Annotated in this window: 19 protein-coding genes and 1 pseudogene; all 20 read right to left on the bottom strand. The window is 47.5% G+C overall.

Going from position 1 to position 19,143, the window contains the following annotated elements; genetic code table 11:
• Positions 1 to 830 (bottom strand): lysine--tRNA ligase (locus AC1DUA_RS01150; protein WP_477497971.1); only part of this gene is annotated, 830 nt, incomplete at its 3' end.
• Between the two features lie 125 nt (positions 831 to 955).
• On the bottom strand, positions 956 to 1,432 hold the full coding sequence (gene greA, locus AC1DUA_RS01145; protein ID WP_145669283.1) for a transcription elongation factor GreA: 477 nt from the start codon (positions 1,430 to 1,432) through the stop codon (positions 956 to 958).
• A 222-nt stretch (positions 1,433 to 1,654) separates the two neighbouring features.
• A pseudogene (locus AC1DUA_RS01140) lies at positions 1,655 to 2,480 on the bottom strand (tRNA dihydrouridine synthase).
• Between the two features lie 17 nt (positions 2,481 to 2,497).
• Positions 2,498 to 2,710, bottom strand: coding sequence for a helix-turn-helix domain-containing protein (locus AC1DUA_RS01135; protein WP_090826647.1), 213 nt, complete (start codon positions 2,708 to 2,710; stop codon positions 2,498 to 2,500).
• Positions 2,692 to 3,207, bottom strand: coding sequence for a 2-amino-4-hydroxy-6-hydroxymethyldihydropteridine diphosphokinase (gene folK / locus AC1DUA_RS01130; RefSeq protein WP_477497970.1), 516 nt, complete (start codon positions 3,205 to 3,207; stop codon positions 2,692 to 2,694). The genes AC1DUA_RS01135 and folK overlap by 19 nt, the downstream gene beginning before the upstream one ends.
• On the bottom strand, positions 3,204 to 3,572 hold the full coding sequence (folB, locus tag AC1DUA_RS01125; protein WP_477497969.1) for a dihydroneopterin aldolase: 369 nt from the start codon (positions 3,570 to 3,572) through the stop codon (positions 3,204 to 3,206). Before folB ends, folK begins: the two co-directional genes overlap by 4 nt.
• Positions 3,573 to 3,589: 17 nt before the next feature.
• Positions 3,590 to 4,405 carry a dihydropteroate synthase gene (folP, locus tag AC1DUA_RS01120; protein ID WP_477497973.1) on the bottom strand — a complete coding sequence of 272 codons (816 nt, stop codon included), beginning with the start codon at positions 4,403 to 4,405 and terminating at the stop codon, positions 3,590 to 3,592.
• Positions 4,406 to 4,439: 34 nt separating this feature from the next.
• Positions 4,440 to 5,300: an aminodeoxychorismate lyase gene (gene pabC, locus AC1DUA_RS01115; protein ID WP_477497968.1), complete on the bottom strand. Its 861-nt coding sequence runs from the start codon at positions 5,298 to 5,300 to the stop codon at positions 4,440 to 4,442.
• A 3-nt stretch (positions 5,301 to 5,303) separates the two neighbouring features.
• Positions 5,304 to 5,885, bottom strand: coding sequence for an aminodeoxychorismate/anthranilate synthase component II (pabA, locus tag AC1DUA_RS01110; protein ID WP_161407595.1), 582 nt, complete (start codon positions 5,883 to 5,885; stop codon positions 5,304 to 5,306).
• A gap of 33 nt (positions 5,886 to 5,918) precedes the next feature.
• Positions 5,919 to 7,457: an anthranilate synthase component I family protein gene (locus AC1DUA_RS01105; RefSeq protein ID WP_477497967.1), complete on the bottom strand. Its 1,539-nt coding sequence runs from the start codon at positions 7,455 to 7,457 to the stop codon at positions 5,919 to 5,921.
• 118 nt (positions 7,458 to 7,575) lie between these two features.
• Complete coding sequence (gene cysK / locus AC1DUA_RS01100; RefSeq protein WP_477497966.1) at positions 7,576 to 8,517, bottom strand: cysteine synthase A; 942 nt, start codon at positions 8,515 to 8,517, stop codon at positions 7,576 to 7,578.
• Positions 8,518 to 8,633: 116 nt separating this feature from the next.
• Complete coding sequence (locus AC1DUA_RS01095) at positions 8,634 to 9,584, bottom strand: peptidyl-prolyl cis-trans isomerase (RefSeq protein WP_477497965.1); 951 nt, start codon at positions 9,582 to 9,584, stop codon at positions 8,634 to 8,636.
• A gap of 35 nt (positions 9,585 to 9,619) precedes the next feature.
• Entirely contained in the window at positions 9,620 to 10,486 is an 867-nt protein-coding gene (hslO, locus tag AC1DUA_RS01090) for an Hsp33 family molecular chaperone HslO (protein WP_477497964.1), read from the bottom strand.
• A 23-nt stretch (positions 10,487 to 10,509) separates the two neighbouring features.
• Positions 10,510 to 11,274: a type III pantothenate kinase gene (locus tag AC1DUA_RS01085; protein ID WP_477497963.1), complete on the bottom strand. Its 765-nt coding sequence runs from the start codon at positions 11,272 to 11,274 to the stop codon at positions 10,510 to 10,512.
• On the bottom strand, positions 11,271 to 12,140 hold the full coding sequence (nadC, locus tag AC1DUA_RS01080) for a carboxylating nicotinate-nucleotide diphosphorylase (RefSeq protein WP_477497962.1): 870 nt from the start codon (positions 12,138 to 12,140) through the stop codon (positions 11,271 to 11,273). The genes AC1DUA_RS01085 and nadC overlap by 4 nt, the downstream gene beginning before the upstream one ends.
• A gap of 1 nt (position 12,141) precedes the next feature.
• A complete protein-coding gene (nadB, locus tag AC1DUA_RS01075) occupies positions 12,142 to 13,752 on the bottom strand; it encodes an L-aspartate oxidase (protein WP_477497961.1) in 1,611 nt (536 codons plus the stop codon).
• Between the two features lie 138 nt (positions 13,753 to 13,890).
• A complete protein-coding gene (gene nadA, locus AC1DUA_RS01070) occupies positions 13,891 to 14,829 on the bottom strand; it encodes a quinolinate synthase NadA (RefSeq protein WP_477497960.1) in 939 nt (312 codons plus the stop codon).
• 201 nt (positions 14,830 to 15,030) lie between these two features.
• Entirely contained in the window at positions 15,031 to 16,983 is a 1,953-nt protein-coding gene (ftsH, locus tag AC1DUA_RS01065) for an ATP-dependent zinc metalloprotease FtsH (RefSeq protein ID WP_477497959.1), read from the bottom strand.
• A gap of 97 nt (positions 16,984 to 17,080) precedes the next feature.
• On the bottom strand, positions 17,081 to 17,620 hold the full coding sequence (hpt, locus tag AC1DUA_RS01060) for a hypoxanthine phosphoribosyltransferase (RefSeq protein WP_477497958.1): 540 nt from the start codon (positions 17,618 to 17,620) through the stop codon (positions 17,081 to 17,083).
• A gap of 70 nt (positions 17,621 to 17,690) precedes the next feature.
• Entirely contained in the window at positions 17,691 to 19,106 is a 1,416-nt protein-coding gene (gene tilS, locus AC1DUA_RS01055; RefSeq protein WP_477497957.1) for a tRNA lysidine(34) synthetase TilS, read from the bottom strand.
• Positions 19,107 to 19,143: the final 37 nt, after the last annotated feature.

The raw sequence follows: 19,143 nt of genomic DNA, 5'->3' as shown, positions 1-19,143 counted from the left end.
GCATAAGCTTCGTACAGCTCAATCATTGTAAACTCTGGGTTATGGCGCGTGGAGATACCCTCGTTCCGGTATACACGACCGATTTCGTAAACTTTCTCTAGTCCGCCAACAATCAGACGCTTCAAATGAAGCTCAATGGCGATACGCATATGAAGCTGCATATCCAAAGCATTGTGATGTGTATTAAACGGACGAGCTGAAGCTCCGCCTGCAACCGAATGAAGTGTTGGTGTTTCCACCTCTAGATAACCCAGCGAGTCCAGGTACCGGCGCATCGACTGAATAATACGGGAACGCTGAATAAATGTCTGCTGAACGTCTTGATTCATAATCAAATCAACATAACGTTGACGATAGCGCAACTCTACATCACTAAGACCATGAAATTTGTCCGGAAGTGGAAGCAATGACTTGGTCAATACCTCAAGAGACTTGACCTTAATGGAAGTTTCACCGGTTTTCGTTTTAAAAACAACACCTTGAACGCCAACCATGTCACCTAGATCCAGAAGATCAAAGGCTTTGTACTTGTTCGCATCCAACGCATCTTCTCGTACGTAGATTTGAATTTTCCCAGTAATATCCTGGATATGAGCGAAACTCGCTTTACCCATGCCTCTTTTCTGCATAATACGTCCTGCAATACTAACTTCATGATGCTCTTCGTCCAGCTCTTCCTTCGTTTTATCCTGGTAAGCTGTCAAGATTTCAAGCGTTGTATGCGTTCTAACGTATTTGCTGCCGAAAGGATCTACACCCAGACCGCGAAGCTCGTCCAATTTGTTACGGCGAATGACGAGCAATTCGTTCAATTCCACTTCCTGGCTCATGTTTTCATCTCCTACATATTTTAGTAAAGGGTGCTAAAACCGGAAAAAAGCTTCCGTAAGGAAGCTTTCCAGACAATTTGCCTATGCTAAGCAAAGGTAAACTGCAACGGGGCTGCGGCTGCACGCTACTTTTTAATATCAACAATTTGATACTGAATGACGCCAGCTGGAACGTTAACATCAACGGTTGCGCCCTTTTGCTTGCCTAGAATTGCTTTGCCCACCGGGCTTTCATTGGAAATCTTATTCTGTAGCGGATCAGACTCCGCACTACCTACGATATTGTACTCAACCAAATCACCGAATTCCAAATCCTTCAGTGTAACAATAGATCCTACACTTACCGTGTTGATATCAACATCGTCGTTATTAATAATCCGCGCATTGCGCAGCATTTTTTCTAAAGTAATAATTCTACCTTCAATAAAGGCTTGTTCGTTCTTCGCATCTTCGTACTCGGAGTTCTCACTGATGTCGCCATAACCGATGGCAACCTTAATTCTCTCCGCAACTTCGCGGCGCTTCACTGATTTAAGATGCTCAAGCTCGTCCTCGAGCCTTCTCAAACCTTCTGGTGTAAGAATGACCTCTTTTTCAGCCATTACCAACTGATCTCCCGTCATGTGAAAGATTTTCATATCGTTGAATCGATGCTTCCTGCTAGGAGTTAGGTCTTTATAGAGCTGATTCAAGTAGTATGAATTCACGGTTATAAAAATTAGGAACTTACTCGTTTGTCTTTCAATATATGCAGGAACACATTAATATTGACTGATTATATTGCAACCGTTTCAAAATGTCAATCTCAACCATAGCTGCATGATTTAATGCAGTACGGGAGATTCTTCTTGGCTGGATGACGACGATTGTGCACCAAGGTGCTCAACGTATTCATTCAGAGTCCGAACCATTTCATCACGCTTCAACGTCTCCATAATGACGTCCTTCACACGAGCTGCTCCGGTCATTCCTTTGAGGTACCATGCCATATGTTTACGCATTTCTTTTACGGCAACGTGCTCACCTTTAAGTGCAATGAGTCGGTCCATATGCAGGATTGCGATGCGGATCTTCTCTTCCGGCGTTGGCTCCGGAGGCAACTCTCCATTGGCAAGATATTGAACCGCGCGTACGACCGTGAACGCTAACTGCGCTACCTCCGCCTCTTTCGACAGCTTTCGCATTTTCGACAGCATAGATATGATCAGAATCCCAGCCGATCCGCATTTTCACGGTGACCGGCTTGTTAACAGCCTTAACGACGGTCTCAATCATTTGTTCAATTTTATCCGGTTGAAGCAACCAGCGTGCACCAGCATCACATTTCGTGATTTTGGGTACCGGACAGCCCATATTAATATCAATAATGTCTGCGTTGGTATGTTGATCAACGATTTTGGCCGCTTGCACGAGTGTCTCTGTGTCTCCGCCAAATATTTGTAGGCTGAGCGGTTTCTCCCGATCATCTACATACAGCATTTCCATGGAACGAGTATTCCCATGAACGATAGCTTTATCACTTACCATCTCCGCACATACCAACCCTGTGCCAAACTCTTTGGCAATCAGACGGAATGCAGGATTACAAACGCCTGCCATCGGGGCAAGCACAACTTTATTGGGAGCTTCGACATTACCTATTTTCAGCACCGAAGATTCCACCTCTCTTATCTCGCAACCACTGCGACTAACTCGTCTGGCTCTATATCAAGCACCTGCGAGATCTTATTAATGATTTTCGTATCTGGCTTACGTGTTCCTCTTTCAATTGCGCCCAAAATGGCGATCGATACGCCGAGCAGATCAGCTAATTCATTCTGGGTATACCCTTTTAACTTACGAAAAGCGCGTATGCGCTGAGCTACTGAGCTTTTTTCCATAACACAACGCCTTCCTTTCCTTCCAGTTTCTCCAGATTCGCGGAGATGAATTCAAAAGCAGCATCTTGCCGCTCGTAGAGAACCTCTGAGAGAGGGACTAATACAAAAGCCCGCTCATGCATCCGCGGATGCGGAATGATCAAGTCGGGGGTCGTAAGCTGCTCATCGCCGTACAGAAGTAAATCCAAATCGATAGTTCTCGGACCCCAGCGCACGTCACGTTTTCTCCCCAGTCGATTCTCAATAGCCAGCAATTTGAATAGCAGATCTTCTGCAGGAATAACCGTTTGAATCTGAACGACCATATTAAGAAAAGCAGACTGGTCTACATAACCGACCGGCTCGGTTTCGTAAATACTGGACAAGCCAGTCACGACAATACCGGGCTCCTGGTTCAGCGCTGTAATCGCATCCTGCAAATATTGTTCGCGATTATTAATATTGGATCCTAATGCGACATAAGCTGCAATGCTTCGTTCTCGTTCTTCGGCTGTCATGACGTTGCCCGCTTTCGGTTGATCTCTACAGTCACGCCGTCAAAAATAACGGCAAAGGGCGGATGCGGCTTAATGACGCGAACCGTCACTTCATTGATACTAGTATAAGTATGAAGAAGCTCTGATGCAATGTTTTCCGCTAAAGCTTCAATTAATTGGAAAGTGCGCCCTTCGACAATTTCTTTCACTTTGAAAAAAACCTCGCCGTAATTCACTGTATCATCGAGATGATCCGACTTACCGGGTTTGTGAAGCGGAAGCATCAGCTCTACATCCACATAAAACCGTTGGCCCAATTTATTCTCTTCCGGAAAAACACCATGATTACCAAAAAACTGCATGCGGGACAGTGTGATTTTGTCCATTTATATGACCTCCTTCATTATGAGCGAATAATGGCATCCGTCATGATGGCGGCGCGCTTGGTTGCTTGTACATCATGCACACGAACGATACCACAGCCCTGTGCAATTCCCAGCACGACAGTTGAAAGTGATCCTTCAAGCCGCTCTGCTGGTGGCAGATTCAATGTCATGCCGATCACGCTTTTGCGCGATGTGCCCAAGAGAACTGGATACCCAAGATCAACAAGTGGACGCAGCTGGTTCATAAGTTGCAAGTTCTGTTCGTAGGATTTGGCAAAACCGATGCCGGGGTCCAAAATAACCCGCTCATCGCGAACACCTGCGTCTCGTGCTTGACTGACATAGTGCTGTAAATCGCCTAGCACCTCTGATAGAAAATCCTTATATTCCGTGTTCAATCGGTTATGAGTAATAATGAAGGGACAATCGTAGCTCGCCGCTACGCCAGCCATTCGGGCGTCGGCCTGCCCGCCCCACACATCGTTGATGATATGCGCCCCCGCCGCCATAGCTTGCTTGGCGACTTCTGCTTTATATGTATCTATAGAAATAGGAACGTTAATTTCACGACTTAGCGCTTCAATGACGGGGATTACCCGACGAAGCTCTTCCTCCTCCGTCACCTCAGCAGATCCCGGACGGGTGGACTCGCCTCCGATGTCAATGATGTCTGCGCCATCTTCAACCATCTGTCGAGCTCTACGTATGGCGTCTTCCACAGTGACATAAGAGCCGCCATCCGAAAAGGAATCCGGCGTTACGTTCAATATGCCCATGATGATCGTTCGATCACCGATGGGCAGCTCGTGTCCTTTGCAGGATAACACTTTCATCTGCTGTTCACTTCCTGTATGTTTTATCAATTTATCAATATTCGTTATATTTCCGACTGAGCTCAAGAGTTATTGATCCTACTGTTGTGCCAACTTGAATCGCTTGACCACTAGGTGTATAAAGCGTAGTAACTGGAACTATTTCTTGAATAGAATTGACCAGAAACACCTCATCGGCATCCGCTAAATCTTCCCATCGGTATAAACCATCCTGGGTAGGTATCTGTGCTTGCTGGGCAATTCGCAGTACATGCGCTCTAGTGATTCCTGCCAAAATGCCTGTATCCAGTGATGGGGTGTAGCAAGTGCCGTCCTTTATGAAAAAGATATTGCTGACAATGCCTTCGGCCACATATCCCTCTTCACTCATCATTAGACCCTCTGCGCCTGTGGCCCAAGGGTATTGGGCTAGCTCTCTTTTGGCCAAAATATTGTTCATATAGTGAAAGGACTTGAATCGGTACAAGCCCTCCGGTGTATTTCGTGGCAGCTTCAGCAGCTGCAAGGCTTTGCCCTCTTCGTAGATCTTCGTATCCCTAGGCGGGAGAGCCTTGATATAGACAATTTCGGTAGGCTGCCCGTAGTCCCCCGAAGGAAGACCAAGCGCCTCTACTCCAGCTGATACTGAAAAACGAATATAGGCATCCTGAAGCTCGTTCGCAGCCAACAGTTCGTTGATTAGCTTCTGGACGTAATCAAGATCAGGCTCATACCTAATATCTAGTTCCTTACACGCCTCTGCAAGGCGATTCATGTGTTCAGCGAGAAGAAAAGGGACCTTGTTATAGGTACGGAAGGTCTCAAAGAGACCTAATCCGTAAAGAAAACCGTGATCATAAACCGAGACCACGGCTTGTTGTTCATCCATAAGTTTGCCATTGATGCTAATCTTCATAAATTAAGCTCCTGCTTTGGCCGTGCGGCGAAGAAAATTGCGCAGCATTTGGTGGCCATGCTCCGTGATAATGGATTCGGGGTGAAACTGAACGCCCTCAATTGGGTATTCCTTATGACGCAGCGCCATGATTTCACCTTCTGCAGTACGGGCACTGACTTCCAAGCAATCAGGCAGCGTCTCTGCTTTGACGATTAAGGAATGGTAGCGCGTTGCAATGAAAGGAGAAGGTAACCCTTCAAATAACGTTTGGCCATCATGAAAGATTTCTGAGGTCTTGCCGTGCATTAAACGCTCAGCACGAATGACGTCGCCGCCAAAAGCTTGTCCAATGGACTGATGTCCCAGACAAACGCCGAAAATGGGGATTTTACCCTTGAAATGGTCAATCAGTGATAGGCTAATACCGGCTTCATTCGGCGTGCAAGGACCCGGAGATATTAAGATATGGTCGGGCGCTAAGGCCTCCACACCTGCTAAATCAATTTCGTCGTTGCGACGAACGATGACTTCTTCCCCGATTTCCCCCAAGTATTGGACGAGGTTGTACGTAAACGAATCATAATTATCAATCACTAAAATCATTCTAAGCTCCCCTTTCGTCAGCCCTGCTCAGGCTTAAGCTCGGCTCATGCTCCGCTCGCTATATTCGATTGCTTTCCACATCGCTTTGGCTTTATTCAAGGATTCGATATACTCACGCTCCGGAATAGAATCAATGACGATTCCCGCTCCCGCTTGAATATGCCCCATACCTTCCGCCGCCACCAGCGTGCGTATAATAATATTAAATTCCATATTCCCATTATAGTCAATCCACCCCATAGAACCTGTGTACGGGCCGCGGCGGACTGGTTCTAATTCTTCGATGATTTCCATCGTCCGAATCTTTGGCGCGCCCGTGATCGTTCCTCCTGGGAACGTGGCCGCAATGACATCGTACGCATCCTTTCCTTCCGCCAGCTCGCCGACCACTTCGGAGACGATGTGCATGACATGGGAATAATACTCGATGACCATAAAATCTTTGACGCGGACGGAGCCGTACTTGGAGATGCGGCCAAGGTCGTTGYGCTCGAGATCGACCAGCATGACGTGCTCGGCGCGCTCTTTTTCGTTGTCGATGAGCTCGCCGGCCAGGCGCAGGTCATCTTGTTCGTCCTTGCCGCGCGGGCGCGTGCCTGCGATAGGACGCGTCCGCAGGACGCCGTCCTCCAGCTGCACGAGCAGCTCCGGCGAGCCAGAGACGAGGGCGAAGCCTGCGAAGCGCAGCAAGCCCATGTAAGGCGAGGGATTGACGATGCGCAGCGCCTCGTAGATCTCTTCCGGCGTCGTGTTCAGCCGCCGGCTCTGTCTCACGGACAAGTTGACTTGGAACACGTCACCTTGAGAGATGTAGGCTTGGATGCGCTGCACCGCCGCCATGTAGTCGGCTTTGCCGAACGCAGGCTGTATGCCTGCGATGCTCTCTACATCGATGTGCAGCTGCTCGCGCGCGATCGATGCTCCTTCCGGGCCGCTGTGCGACGAGCCCGCCGCGCCGTTAGCGCAGATGCCCTGCCAGCGGCGGAGCATGGCATCTGCCTGTTCTTTCGCCTGCGCGTATAGCTGCTGCAGATACGCGCCATCCGCAGCCAGGTCTGGCTGCAGGCGCATGTGGACCGTGAGGTATAGGCTCTTCTCAAGGTGATCCACAGCCCATACTTGATCATACATCGCGAAGCTATAATCTGGAATTGGCAGATCATCTGCTGCTTGGGTTGGAAGCTTCTCAATGGTACGAATGACATCGTAACTCCAATACCCGACGCATCCACCCAAAAATTTCGGGCCTCCTTCTACTTTGGGGCTATGATAGGAGGACATCCATTGTTTCACGATCGAAAGCGGTTCGCCTTCCCTACGTGTTACATTGCCGGACAAAGTAATTTCGGCCTTCAACCCTTTTCCGTGTATAGTCGAAAATGGTTGTAGCCCGAGGAATGTGTATCGTCCCCCCTTGCCGCTCTCCAGCACAAAGGAATCTGGCGCCGCTTCCTTCCAAGCTGATTCCCAAGAGGCGATGCGATCTTGCTCCAGTTCAAGCTTAACGACGTACGGCAGCATGGTATATACGGAGGACCAACTGCGCCACTGCTCTAGGGTTGTTACTATCATGATTGCCCCTCCTTCCAATAATATCCGAGGATTAGTTGTCCATTAGTATACTCCAACCTAACACAGAAAAAAAGCCCCAGCTGCGGGAGCTGAGGCTTGTTGGGTCGGAAGTCAACTATTATTGCTCTTCGAATTGGTAAAGCGGCGTAGACAGGTAACGTTCGCCGTTACTTGGCACGATAGCAACAACACGTTTGCCAGCTCCAAGTTCTTTTGCCACTTTCAAAGCTGCAAAAATCGCTGCGCCTGAGGAAATACCACCAAGAATACCTTCTTCTTTGGCTACACGACGGGAAGTTTCGAAAGCATCATCATTCTCCACCGCAATGATTTCATCGTAAATGTTTGTGTTCAAAATACCAGGAACAAAACCTGCACCGATACCTTGAATTTTGTGAGGACCTGGCTTACCGCCGGAAAGAACCGGTGAAGCCGCAGGCTCTACAGCATAAATTTTGATGTCTGGGAAGCTTTCTTTCAATACGCCGCCAGCGCCTGAAATCGTTCCGCCTGTACCGATACCGGAAATGAAAGCATCCAATTTACCATCGTGGCCTTTGATTGCTTCCACGATTTCTGGACCTGTAGTTTCACGGTGAACTTTCACGTTAGCTGGGTTCTCGAATTGTTGCGGGATGAAGTAGGAAGGGTTCTCCGCTTTCAGTTCTTCCGCACGTTTGATTGCACCCTTCATTCCTTCTGCTCCCGGTGTAAGAACGAGTTGCGCACCGTAAGCACGAAGCAGGTTACGTCTTTCTAGAGACATCGTTTCTGGCATAACCAGAATCGCTTTATATCCTTTAGCAGCTGCAACTAGTGCAATTCCGATTCCTGTGTTACCGCTAGTTGGCTCAACAATTGTATCACCAGGCTTAATTTTGCCTTCTTGCTCAGCTACTTCGATCATGGAGATGGCAATACGGTCTTTTACGCTAGCACCAGGGTTCTGATACTCCAATTTAACATAAACCTCTGCGCTTCCTTCCGGAACGACACGGTTCAAACGAACAAGCGGTGTATCTCCAATCAAATCCGTAATGCTTTGTACTAATCTTGCCATTGCTAGTTCCCCTCCAGATTGAGTAATAGATGATTTCCGAGTTAATTAGTCGGTATTATACATTTAATCTTATCAATGCACCAACTAGTTGTCAACCACATTTTTTTCACTAGGTGCTACTTAAACTCCGGATCGATAATCGCTACTTTCCACTTCGTTCGAAGCTGCGAAATATAATCCTTCAGCGGCGGCGCTTCTTGTAGTGCCAGCTCTCTACGCACATTTTCGCGAATAAACGCTTGATCCGGATTTTCTTTCTCACGCTTGTTTTTCAACTTCACTACGGCAAATCCTTGCGTTAAGGCTACCGGCTTGCTCACTTGCCCAGCCTTCAGCAACTTCGCTGCCTCCAGAACCGGTGCTGCCACAAAAGGGTCATCTCCTTCAATCCAGCCGAGGTCCCCTCCGGTGTTATTGGTTGCATCGTCCAGAGAGCGATCTCTGGCCAGAATTTCGAAGCTTTCACCTTTCGCCAGCGCGGTTATAACCTTGTTCGCCTGGTCCTTGGTAGAAACAATAATCTGTTGGATATTGTACTCGGTTTCCTGCTTAAACTCATCAGGGTGCGCTTGGACATAAGATTCCACTTGAGCATCCGTTATTTGAATGTGACTGGTTGCGAGCTTCTCCAAAAGCAGTTTATTCGTGACATCCTCTTTGATTTCTTGCTGGGATAGCCCCAACTGATTTTGCATAGAGGCATAGAATTGTTCTTCACTCTCATAACCTTGCTGCATCCGTTTCAACTCACGTGCAATCTCCGCTTCCGCAATAGCAGTCCCCGTCTCGTTTCCTTCCAGACGTATCACTTCACGATCCAACAGTTGACCTAACAATTCTGCACCATAATGACGTTCCAGCGCTGTTTGAAGCTCTTGTCTTGTAATTTCTCGACTTCCAATTTTGGCTACGACCTGCTCATTGTTCTGCTCGCCTTGCTGCTCAGGATCCGCTGGGTGACTCGATTCTGATTGGTTCATAGTATGGGTGATCAGCAAGGATGCGAGCACGAGATTACATACAGCCATCAAAATGATGACTCCCCACAATCGCTTTACGTTCTGCATCCTGACTCCCTCTTCATTTCCATAATGCTGCTGATCTACAGATCAATCATCCGTTGCAACTCTTCTTCATCGAAACGATATGCCTCGTTACAGAAGTGACACACGACCTCGGCGAAGCCTTCGTCATCGAGAATTTCTTGAAGCTCTGCTTTCCCTAGGGAAATGAGCGTGGATTCAATCCTTTCCCTGCTGCATTTGCAGCGGAACATGACGTCCATCTGATCAAGTGTTTTAAAAGAAGGTAATACGGTCTGTAAAATTCCTTCCAGATCTAATCCACTGCCGAGCATGCTCGTAAAGGAAGGGATACGCGAGAGCATTTCCTCAATTTCGCCAATTTCTTGGTCGCTTAATCCAGGAAGCAATTGAATCACGAATCCGCCTGCCGCCAGGATGGAGTGATCGGTATTTACCAAAACTCCAAGGGCTACAGCTGATGGCGTCTGTTCCGATTTCGCGAAATAGTAGGTGAAATCTTCAGCTAGTTCTCCGGTAACTAATGGCGTACTGCCTTTGTAAGGCTCTTTGAGACCTAAATCTTTGGTTATGTACAAAAAGCCGTCCGTTCCCACAGCAGCGGCAACATCCAGCTTGCCATTCGCTTTAAGCGGAGGGTCAACTAGCGGATTATCCACATAACCGCGCACCTCGCCCTTGGCGTTGGCATCGACCACTATCTGCCCGATTGGACCGTCTCCTTTGACTTGGATAATGAGATGCTCCTCACCTTTGAGCATGGCACCCAGCAATAGACCAGCAGCTGCCGTTCTTCCTAAAGCGGCTGTGGCTGTAGGGGTCGTTTGGTGTCTTCGGCTAAGTTCATCTGTGAGGTCGGTGGTTTGTACCGCAAAAGCACGAACTCTCCCCTGGAGGGCCGTTCCTCGAATTAAGTAATCGCCCATGTTACTTCCTTTCCTTAAACAGCTTATGCATTTCTCTCATAAATCATTTGTAAACCTTGCAATGTCAGCAGAGGATTCACGATTTGAATCGTTCGGGACTCACTGGAGATCAACTCTGCAAGCCCACCCGTTGCTATGACGGTAGGATTTACATTAAACTCCTGTTTTACACGTTCTACAATCCCATCAACCTGACCGACGTAACCGTAAATAATCCCAGCCTGCATAGCGGCTACTGTATTTTTACCCACTACGCTTTTGGGCTTCACAAGTTCAATGCGCGGAAGTTTCGCCGCCTTTTGATATAACGCTTCTGTAGAAATACCGATTCCCGGCGCAATCGCACATCCGACGAGCTGTTGCGCTGGATCGATATAGTCATAGGTTGTAGCAGTTCCGAAATCAACAATGATACAAGGTGCTCCATAAAGTTCAAGAGCCGCAACAGCATTTACAATGCGATCCGCCCCAACCTCTTTGGGATTATCTACCCGCACATTCAATCCCGTCTTAATGCCGGGACCTACGGTAAATGGCGTCCTTTTTAAATAATGCTTACACAGGTTTTCCATCACACTAACGAGTGGAGGAACAACCGAAGAGACGATTACACCATCAACTTCGCTGAATTTAATCCCTGAGTGTTGAAACAGGCTATGCAACTGCATGCCATACTCATCAATAGTAGCCGAACGATTCGTGCTCACTCGCCAGTGATGTAGGAGCGTACGCTCTTTGTAAAGGCCCAGCACAATATTGGTGTTCCCCACATCGATTACGAGAATCATAACGCTGTCCCCTTCCGCTCATTAAGGTCAAGTGAAATATCCAGCGCTGCAACCGAGTAGGTTAACCGTCCAACCGAGATCACATCTACGCCCGATTCAGCCATAGCTTTAATGGTCTGAGCCGTTACAGATCCTGAGCCCTCTACTACAATATGCGGAGCCTTGCTTTTAATTATGGAAACTGCTTCCTTCATTTTCGCCGGTTCCATATTATCCAGCATGATGATGTCAGCTCGGACCGATAGTGCTTCATGCAGTTGGTCAAAATCTTCGACCTCTACCTCAATTTTCATGGTGTGGGGGATCTGCTGTCTGGCCGCTTGCACAGCCTGTGTGATGCCTCCAGAGCCCTTGATGTGATTATCTTTAATCATTACAGCATCATACAGACCGAAACGGTGATTATGACCACCGCCTACGCGAACGGCATATTTCTCAAGAAGTCTGTGACCCGGTGTCGTCTTCCTTGTGTCCACAAGTCTAGTCGGCAAACCTTCCAGGGCATTAACAAACTCCCGCGTTCTGGTCGCAATACCGGACAACCTTTGCATGAGGTTAAGGCTCAAACGCTCGCCAAGCAGAATGCTCCGCGTGTTTCCTTCCACTTCAGCTATAATCGTCCCTTTAGTAACAGACGATCCTTCTACTACTTTTGTTTCAAAATGAAGAGATGAATCGACGACAGCAAAAACCTCTCGCGCGATTGGCAGGCCGCAGATGATTCCATCTTCTTTGACGTGGATAATCCCTTTGGACGCATGGTCCAAAGGGATCGTTGTCAGAGTCGTGACATCACCGGTGCCAATATCTTCTTCTAACCAAAGCCGAATCTGTTTACGAATAAGTTCCATATTTAAATCCAGCATATTAAATCCACTCCTCTATGCTATCTTCCCCGCGCTTAAAAACAATATGCTTCTTCCAAGTCTGATCATCCCGTTCAGGGAAATCCTCCCGGTAATGGCCGCCGCGGCTTTCCTCACGTGCCAAAGCCGCCGTTGTCGTAAGCAGGGCACAACTCAATAAATTAGCAAACTCATAATCTTCACGTTTCGTCATCAAGGAACCATAGACGGAAAGCTGTCTGGACAGCTCGTCATGGCCTTTTTGCAGACCTTTGGCTGAACGCTTCAGCCCAGCGTAGCGCAGCATGACTTTCTGCAGCTTCAGCTTCTTCTCAACAACTGCCTGATTCGAAATCTCCGTTCTTGGGGCTTCTGACTCTGCACGAATTTGAATGTCGCCTTCGAGAGCGGGCAGCTCTTGAATACGTTCTATGATTCTTCTGCCGAATACGATAGCCTCCGATAACGAGTTGCTCGCTAAGCGGTTAGCGCCGTGAACACCTGTAGAAGACACCTCACCGCATGCGAAAAGTCGACGGACATGTGTTTCTCCGTGCAAGTCAGTCTTCACGCCACCCATCATATAGTGAGCGGCAGGAGCAACTGGGATCCAGTCCGTACTCATATCTAAACCATAATTCAGGCAATACTCATAAATGGTTGGAAACCGATGTTTAATGAGCTCCTCAGATTCGTGTGTAATATCTATGTATACAAAAGTGGACTTGCAATTCTCCATCTCATCGATGATAGCGCGAGCTACAACATCCCTTGGCGCTAACTCAAGCTGGGGATGATATTTCTCCATAAAGCGCTCACCCTTGATGTTGCGAAGGTAAGCCCCCTCGCCGCGCACCGCTTCGGAGATAAGGAAGCGCGGAGCGCCAGGATAGCACAGCGCCGTTGGGTGGAATTGAACAAATTCCACATCCTGAATTTGCGCACCGGCGCGGTAAGCAATCGCGATGCCGTCAGCCGTCGCGATATCGGGATTGGTGGTGTAGCGGAACAGCTGCCCCGCACCACCAGAACAGAGGATCGTGGCGTTGCCGCGGACAAACACACGCTGGCCGCCCGGCTTCTGCACGAGTGCGCCGTAGCACTCGCCATCTTGCGTGATCAGGTCGATCACGAAGTGATCGTCCCAGATCTCGATGTTCGGATCTTGCTTCGTGCGCTCCGATAGGGCTCGTACAATTTCGGCGCCGGTAGCATCACCATGCGCATGCAAGATGCGTCGTTGGCTGTGAGCCCCTTCCTTCGTCAAAGCGAACTCTCCATTCTCTAGATCGAATTGAGTTCCCATTTGAATCAAGTCCTGTACGCCATTAGGTCCTTCGTGAACAAGAACGTCAACAGCCTCTGGTGAGCAGAGACCAGCGCCGGCGATCAAAGTATCCTGCATATGATATTCAGGTGAATCCTCATCGGAAATAACAGCTGCAATCCCGCCTTGTGCATAACGCGTATTGCTATCGAGGAGAGATTTCTTCGTAATCATCAGAACTTTCTTATTTTCACTAGCACGCAGAGCCGTAAACAATCCTGCAATACCTGCGCCAATCACAATCACATCTGTATGTACATGAGGAATGGAATTTAAGTCTACATCTACGAGGTATCTAGGAATCATGCCGCTCACCCGTTCTTCACCATTAATTCTCACAAAGAAACAGAATCTGGAATCAAGTGAGATTCTGTTTCTTCACGAGGGTAAACTAACCAAAATGATTTGATGCGTTCTTTCAATTAAACAAGAGAGTAGCGCATGCTACTTTACTTGTAACATGCGCTCTAAGGACAATCTTGCTTTATCGGCTACATCTTCCGGCACATAAATCTCTGGCTGCATGGTCTCTAGACATTTCACAATTTTCTTTAAATTGTTTACTTTCATATTCGGGCAGACCAGATATTTGGTTGCAAAATGGAATTGTTTGTCCGGGCTGTCCAAGCGCAGTTGGTAACCTGTCCCGTCTTCCGTCCCAACAATAAACTCTTGGCAGTCTGACTCTTTGCAATATTTAATAATCGCTGTCGTGCTTCCCACGAAATCGCCTAATTTCACAACTTCTGGCCGGCACTCCGGATGCACAACAAATTGCGCATTCGGATACTGCGCTTTCATTTCCTCTACATCTTTGACAGTCAGCATATCATGCGTGTTGCAGTAGCCTTCCCAGATGATCACTTTCTTGCTTGTGAATTTTGATACATAGTCGCCCAAATTTTTATCCGGTACCCAGATGATCTCATCCGAATCGACGGAATTAATAACATTTATGGCATTTGCGGAAGTACAACAAATATCTGTTTCTGATTTGACATCGGCTGACGTGTTGATGTAGGCAACGACCTTAGCTTTAGGATGTTGGCGCTTCAAGGCACGAAGACCCTCAACATTGACCATGTCCGCCATTGGACAACCTGCACGTTCATCCGGAATGATCACGGTTTTGTTTGGCGCCAAAATTTTAGCGCTTTCTCCCATGAAATGGACGCCGCAGAAAACAATAACATCTGCATCGGTTTGTGCCGCCTTTTGCGCTAGCAAAAAGGAATCCCCCCGGAAATCGGCAACTTCTTGAACCTCGTCACGCTGATAATAATGAGCAAGAATAATAGCATTCCGTTCTTTCTTCAATTGAAGCAACCGCTCTTTCAATTCTCGGTTCTGCTCCGCTTTGCGCTCTAGTGCTAAAGCTTCCATGGATGCTTCCTCCCCTGTCTGGGATGTAAAGTGTACTTCTTAACTATCCAAAAGTAGTATGATCTAAGCTCGTTAAAATTAGAGATTTACAACTAATTTACACATTCCAGCATCCCCTGTCAATGCGTAAAAAAGCCGAAATAAGCAGAAAATCCGGGTACACGTGATGTGTACACCGGATTTACGAGTTGCCATTGCTTGTTACTCTTCGGATTGACCCGAGTTTGGATCTTTATCTTTTTCGAACTCTAACTTGTTGCTTTCATTCTCTTTGCTTTGTGGTTGGATGTTCACTTTAACGTCCTCGTCAACCCCACCAGCATTCAGCTTGCCTTTTTCCAGAAGCTCAATAATTTCATCCTTATCAAGCGTTTCTTTATCAAGCAGCGTTTTGGCTACGAGATGTATCTGATCGGCATGCTCAGTAAGAATGGCGCGTGCGCGGTCATAACAAGTGCGAATAAAGCTTTGCATCTCTTGGTCAATCTCATAAGCGATTGCATCGCTATAGTTCTGTTCATGGCCGATGTCGCGGCCCAAGAACACTTGACCTTGAGAGCTTCCGAACTGCATCGGTCCAAGCTTATCGCTCATACCGTATTCCATAATCATGCGGCGAACGATACCTGTAGCCTTTTGGAAGTCACTGTATGCCCCTGTGCCAATCTCACCGATAAATAGTTCTTCGGAAACACGACCACCAAGGAGTCCAGTTACTTTATCCAACAGCTCGTTCTTCGTCTGCATCATGCGGTCTTCGCCTTCTTTGGGCAACATCATCACGTAACCGCCAGCGCGTCCGCGCGGAACGATCGTTACTTTGTGCACCATATCTGCATTCTCCGCATGATAACCAATGATTGCGTGACCGGCTTCATGATAAGCAACAATACGCTTCTCAACATCGCTGATGATCCGGCTTTTCTTTTGCGTACCTACAATGATACGGTCAAAAGCTTCCTCGACCTCAGCCATGGAAATATCTTTACGGTTACGACGAGCAGCAATTAGAGCTGCTTCATTCAATAGATTCTCTAGATCAGCGCCTGTAAATCCAGTCGTGTAACGGGACAAAGCGTCCAGCTTCACATCTTTGGCAAGCGGTTTATTGCGCGCATGTACTTTCAGTACAGCTTCGCGGCCTTTGATATCCGGACGGTCAACCGTGATTTGACGGTCGAAACGACCTGGACGCAATAAGGCTGGGTCAAGAATATCAGGGCGGTTCGTTGCAGCCACGATAATGATACCTTCGTTAGCGCCAAACCCGTCCATCTCAACTAGCAACTGATTGAGGGTTTGCTCACGCTCGTCATGTCCGCCGCCTAAACCAGCGCCACGTTGACGACCGACCGCATCGATCTCATCAATGAAAATGATACAAGGCGAGTTCTTTTTCGCGTTCTCGAACAAGTCACGAACACGGGATGCGCCGACACCGACGAACATCTCTACGAAGTCAGAACCGGAAATACTGAAGAACGGAACGCCTGCTTCACCGGCAACTGCCCGTGCAAGCAATGTTTTACCTGTTCCCGGAGGACCATTGAGCAGGACCCCTTTAGGGATTCTAGCCCCAACCGCTGCGAATTTCCTTGGATCTTTGAGGAATTCAACAACTTCGATTAATTCTTGTTTCTCTTCATCAGCACCGGCCACGTCTTCAAATGTGACACGTTTCTTCTCCTCGTTGTATAAGCGAGCACGGCTTTTGCCAAAGTTCATGACTTTGCCGCCGCCACCCTGAGCTTGGTTCAGCAAGAAGAAAAACAAGATGAAGATAATAACGAATGGGATGATAGAGGTTAGGAAGCTAATCCAGACGCTATCCCGCTCCATTGTCTCATACGTTTCTGATGGAACACCATTTGCTTCGATCAATTGGACGACCAAAGGCTCATACGGAGCATGGGTTTCGAAACTCTTCTTATCCGCTCCGCTTGGCGGGTTAATATACTTACCTTTAATCAAATACGTGTATCCATCGAACTTCAACGTTACGGATTCCACATTTTTGTTAACCACCGCTTGGCGGAATTTATCGTAAGTAATTAATTCCTTTTGTTCGTTTTGGGTACTGATGAAATGGACGATACCTACTGTTACCAAAAATATAAGTAAATAAAAACCGGTATTCCGGATAATTCGATTCATCCCAAGCCTCCTCTCGAACGGCACACTTTTATTATTTTACCATATCCCGGTAAAGCACTACAACATAACCGCATTGAAGAAGCCCGGAGATATGACATTAAGTTGAGTAAATCTCTGGTTTCAATATGCCGATAAATGGAAGGTTACGGTATTTCTCTGCATAATCCAGACCATATCCGACAACGAACTCATCTGGAAGCACATAACCTGCGTAATCAGGTTCGAGTTCAACGGTTCTGCGTGCCGGTTTATTAAACAGCGCAACGACCGAGATCGTCTTCGCATTGCGTCGCTCTAACACATCTATCAGATAACTCAGCGTTAAACCGCTATCGATAATGTCCTCCACGATAAGAATGTGCCGTCCTTCTACGGGAACATCAAGATCTTTGATAATCTTAACGACACCGGATGACTTCGTGGATTGACCATAGCTCGAAACGGCCATGAAGTCGAGTTCCAATGGCACTTTAATTTGCTTCACAAGGTCAGCCATGAAAATGAAAGCTCCCTTAAGTACGCAAATGACCAATGGATTCTTGCCTTCGTAATCTTTGGAGAGTTGATCTCCTAATTCTTTAATCTTCCCTTGAATCTGTTCTTCACTGTAAAGAACGTCTTGAATGTCGCTGTACAAGGATGAACCCCCTAGTTTATATTATGAATCCTTATAAATTTACATTCTAGAAGAACGAAATTTACGCATGTTACTTCAGCACGAGCTTCAGATGAAGCACACGTTCTGTGTCGGGACCGACAAGAGCGTGCTTAGACCTACGAAAGCCGGCAATCCAAAGGATTTGTCCGGAAGCATCGACAAGTAACGGGATGACCTCACGCCGACTTAGCGGCATTTTGGCATCAATGAACATATCTTTTACCTTTTTGGACCCGTTTAAACCATACGGTTCCAATCGATCTCCCGACCTGCGGCTTCGAAGAACAAGCGGCAGCTGAAGTTGATCCAGATCCAAAAATACGTCCGTTGCGGATGAGAGCAAAGCAGCTGTCTCTAGCGAACTGACTGGCATCCATGAGCAAAGCAGCTTGGCTTCTATTTCCGGCAAGTGTAGCACATCAGTATCGGACTCGATCGCATAAGCATAAGGCTTCGGCGAGGGAGCAGATGTCTGAAATTGTATGGCTTCATATTCTCTCACAATATAAAGGGCATCATCTACCTGCAGTACTTGATTAGAAACCTGATCCTGTAAGATCAGCTCGCGAATACTTTCAATCCGGTTAAATTCCAGCYGGTCCATTCCCAAACAAAGACAGTTTAATATTAATTTAATCAAACGTCTTTGTAAAGCAACGTGAAGTCCGCCAAAATCACTTCTCTGTAGCCGGCAAGCCGCTTCCTGAAAAGTCACTATCCGGCGTAAAACCTGCTCGGTCTCCTCAGCCAAATAATCATCCTCAGCGCGCATCATATCCGTCAATCGATTCAGCGACTCCGGAAGATGTTCATTGTACTGCTTCAGCATCGGCATGACATCCAGCCGAATCTGATTGCGAAAGTACTTCCGCAGCTCATTGCTGCTGTCTTTACAATAAGTAATTTTGTGCTGATCGCAATAATTCACAATATCTGATTTGTATATACGTAGGAAAGGACGAATCAGTTCCACTTTTTTTTCTCGCCTGCGTTCCGGCATGCCGACAAGCCCGGATGGGCCTGTTCCGCGGAGGATTCTCATCACGACCGTTTCCGCTTGATCATCGGCATGATGGGCGAATGCAATTCGCTGAGCGCCATAATCTTCAGCAACTTGATGAAGGAATTCATACCGCTTCTCACGCGCCGCTGCTTGTCCATTCAACACGGTTTCCTCAATATAAGCCGGCACATCGATAACACCAATTTCATAAGGGAGACTCAGCTCCTTCGCAAGCTCCATTACGAAAGCGGCTTCCGCATCCGATTCCGCACCCCGGAACTGGTGATTCACATGAGCTACAACTAACTTCCAGTTGAAACTGGCCGCTAGCGCAAAAAAGACATGAAGCAGCGCCACGGAATCAGGTCCTCCCGAAACCGCAACGACGACGACATCTCCCGAATCCGCCAACTTCTCCTCTGTAACGCGCTGCCGCACTTTGGCGACAAGATCGATTTCCATTCTGTCTTCCTTTCCGACTTGCCTGTTCCCCTAGTAA

It is taken from the genome of Paenibacillus sp. 01T422 (genome assembly GCF_056398785.1).
This window is presented reverse-complemented; position numbering and strand designations above follow the sequence as displayed.

Bases quoted from the DNA above. Each gene is read 5' to 3' on its own strand.
- nadB (WP_477497961.1), bottom strand. From the start codon at position 13,752: ATGATTCCTAGATACCTCGTAGATGTAGACTTAAATTCCATTCCTCAT.
- nadC (WP_477497962.1), bottom strand. From the start codon at position 12,140: ATGCTGGATTTAAATATGGAACTTATTCGTAAACAGATTCGGCTTTGG.
- hslO (WP_477497964.1), bottom strand. From the start codon at position 10,486: ATGGGCGATTACTTAATTCGAGGAACGGCCCTCCAGGGGAGAGTTCGT.
- cysK (WP_477497966.1), bottom strand. From the start codon at position 8,517: ATGGCAAGATTAGTACAAAGCATTACGGATTTGATTGGAGATACACCG.
- AC1DUA_RS01095 (WP_477497965.1), bottom strand. From the start codon at position 9,584: ATGCAGAACGTAAAGCGATTGTGGGGAGTCATCATTTTGATGGCTGTA.
- pabC (WP_477497968.1), bottom strand. From the start codon at position 5,300: ATGAAGATTAGCATCAATGGCAAACTTATGGATGAACAACAAGCCGTG.
- greA (WP_145669283.1), bottom strand. From the start codon at position 1,432: ATGGCTGAAAAAGAGGTCATTCTTACACCAGAAGGTTTGAGAAGGCTC.
- pabA (WP_161407595.1), bottom strand. From the start codon at position 5,885: ATGATTTTAGTGATTGATAATTATGATTCGTTTACGTACAACCTCGTC.
- AC1DUA_RS01135 (WP_090826647.1), bottom strand. From the start codon at position 2,710: ATGGAAAAAAGCTCAGTAGCTCAGCGCATACGCGCTTTTCGTAAGTTA.
- folP (WP_477497973.1), bottom strand. From the start codon at position 4,405: ATGAAAGTGTTATCCTGCAAAGGACACGAGCTGCCCATCGGTGATCGA.
- folB (WP_477497969.1), bottom strand. From the start codon at position 3,572: ATGGACAAAATCACACTGTCCCGCATGCAGTTTTTTGGTAATCATGGT.
- folK (WP_477497970.1), bottom strand. From the start codon at position 3,207: ATGACAGCCGAAGAACGAGAACGAAGCATTGCAGCTTATGTCGCATTA.
- AC1DUA_RS01085 (WP_477497963.1), bottom strand. From the start codon at position 11,274: ATGATTCTCGTAATCGATGTGGGGAACACCAATATTGTGCTGGGCCTT.
- ftsH (WP_477497959.1), bottom strand. From the start codon at position 16,983: ATGAATCGAATTATCCGGAATACCGGTTTTTATTTACTTATATTTTTG.
- nadA (WP_477497960.1), bottom strand. From the start codon at position 14,829: ATGGAAGCTTTAGCACTAGAGCGCAAAGCGGAGCAGAACCGAGAATTG.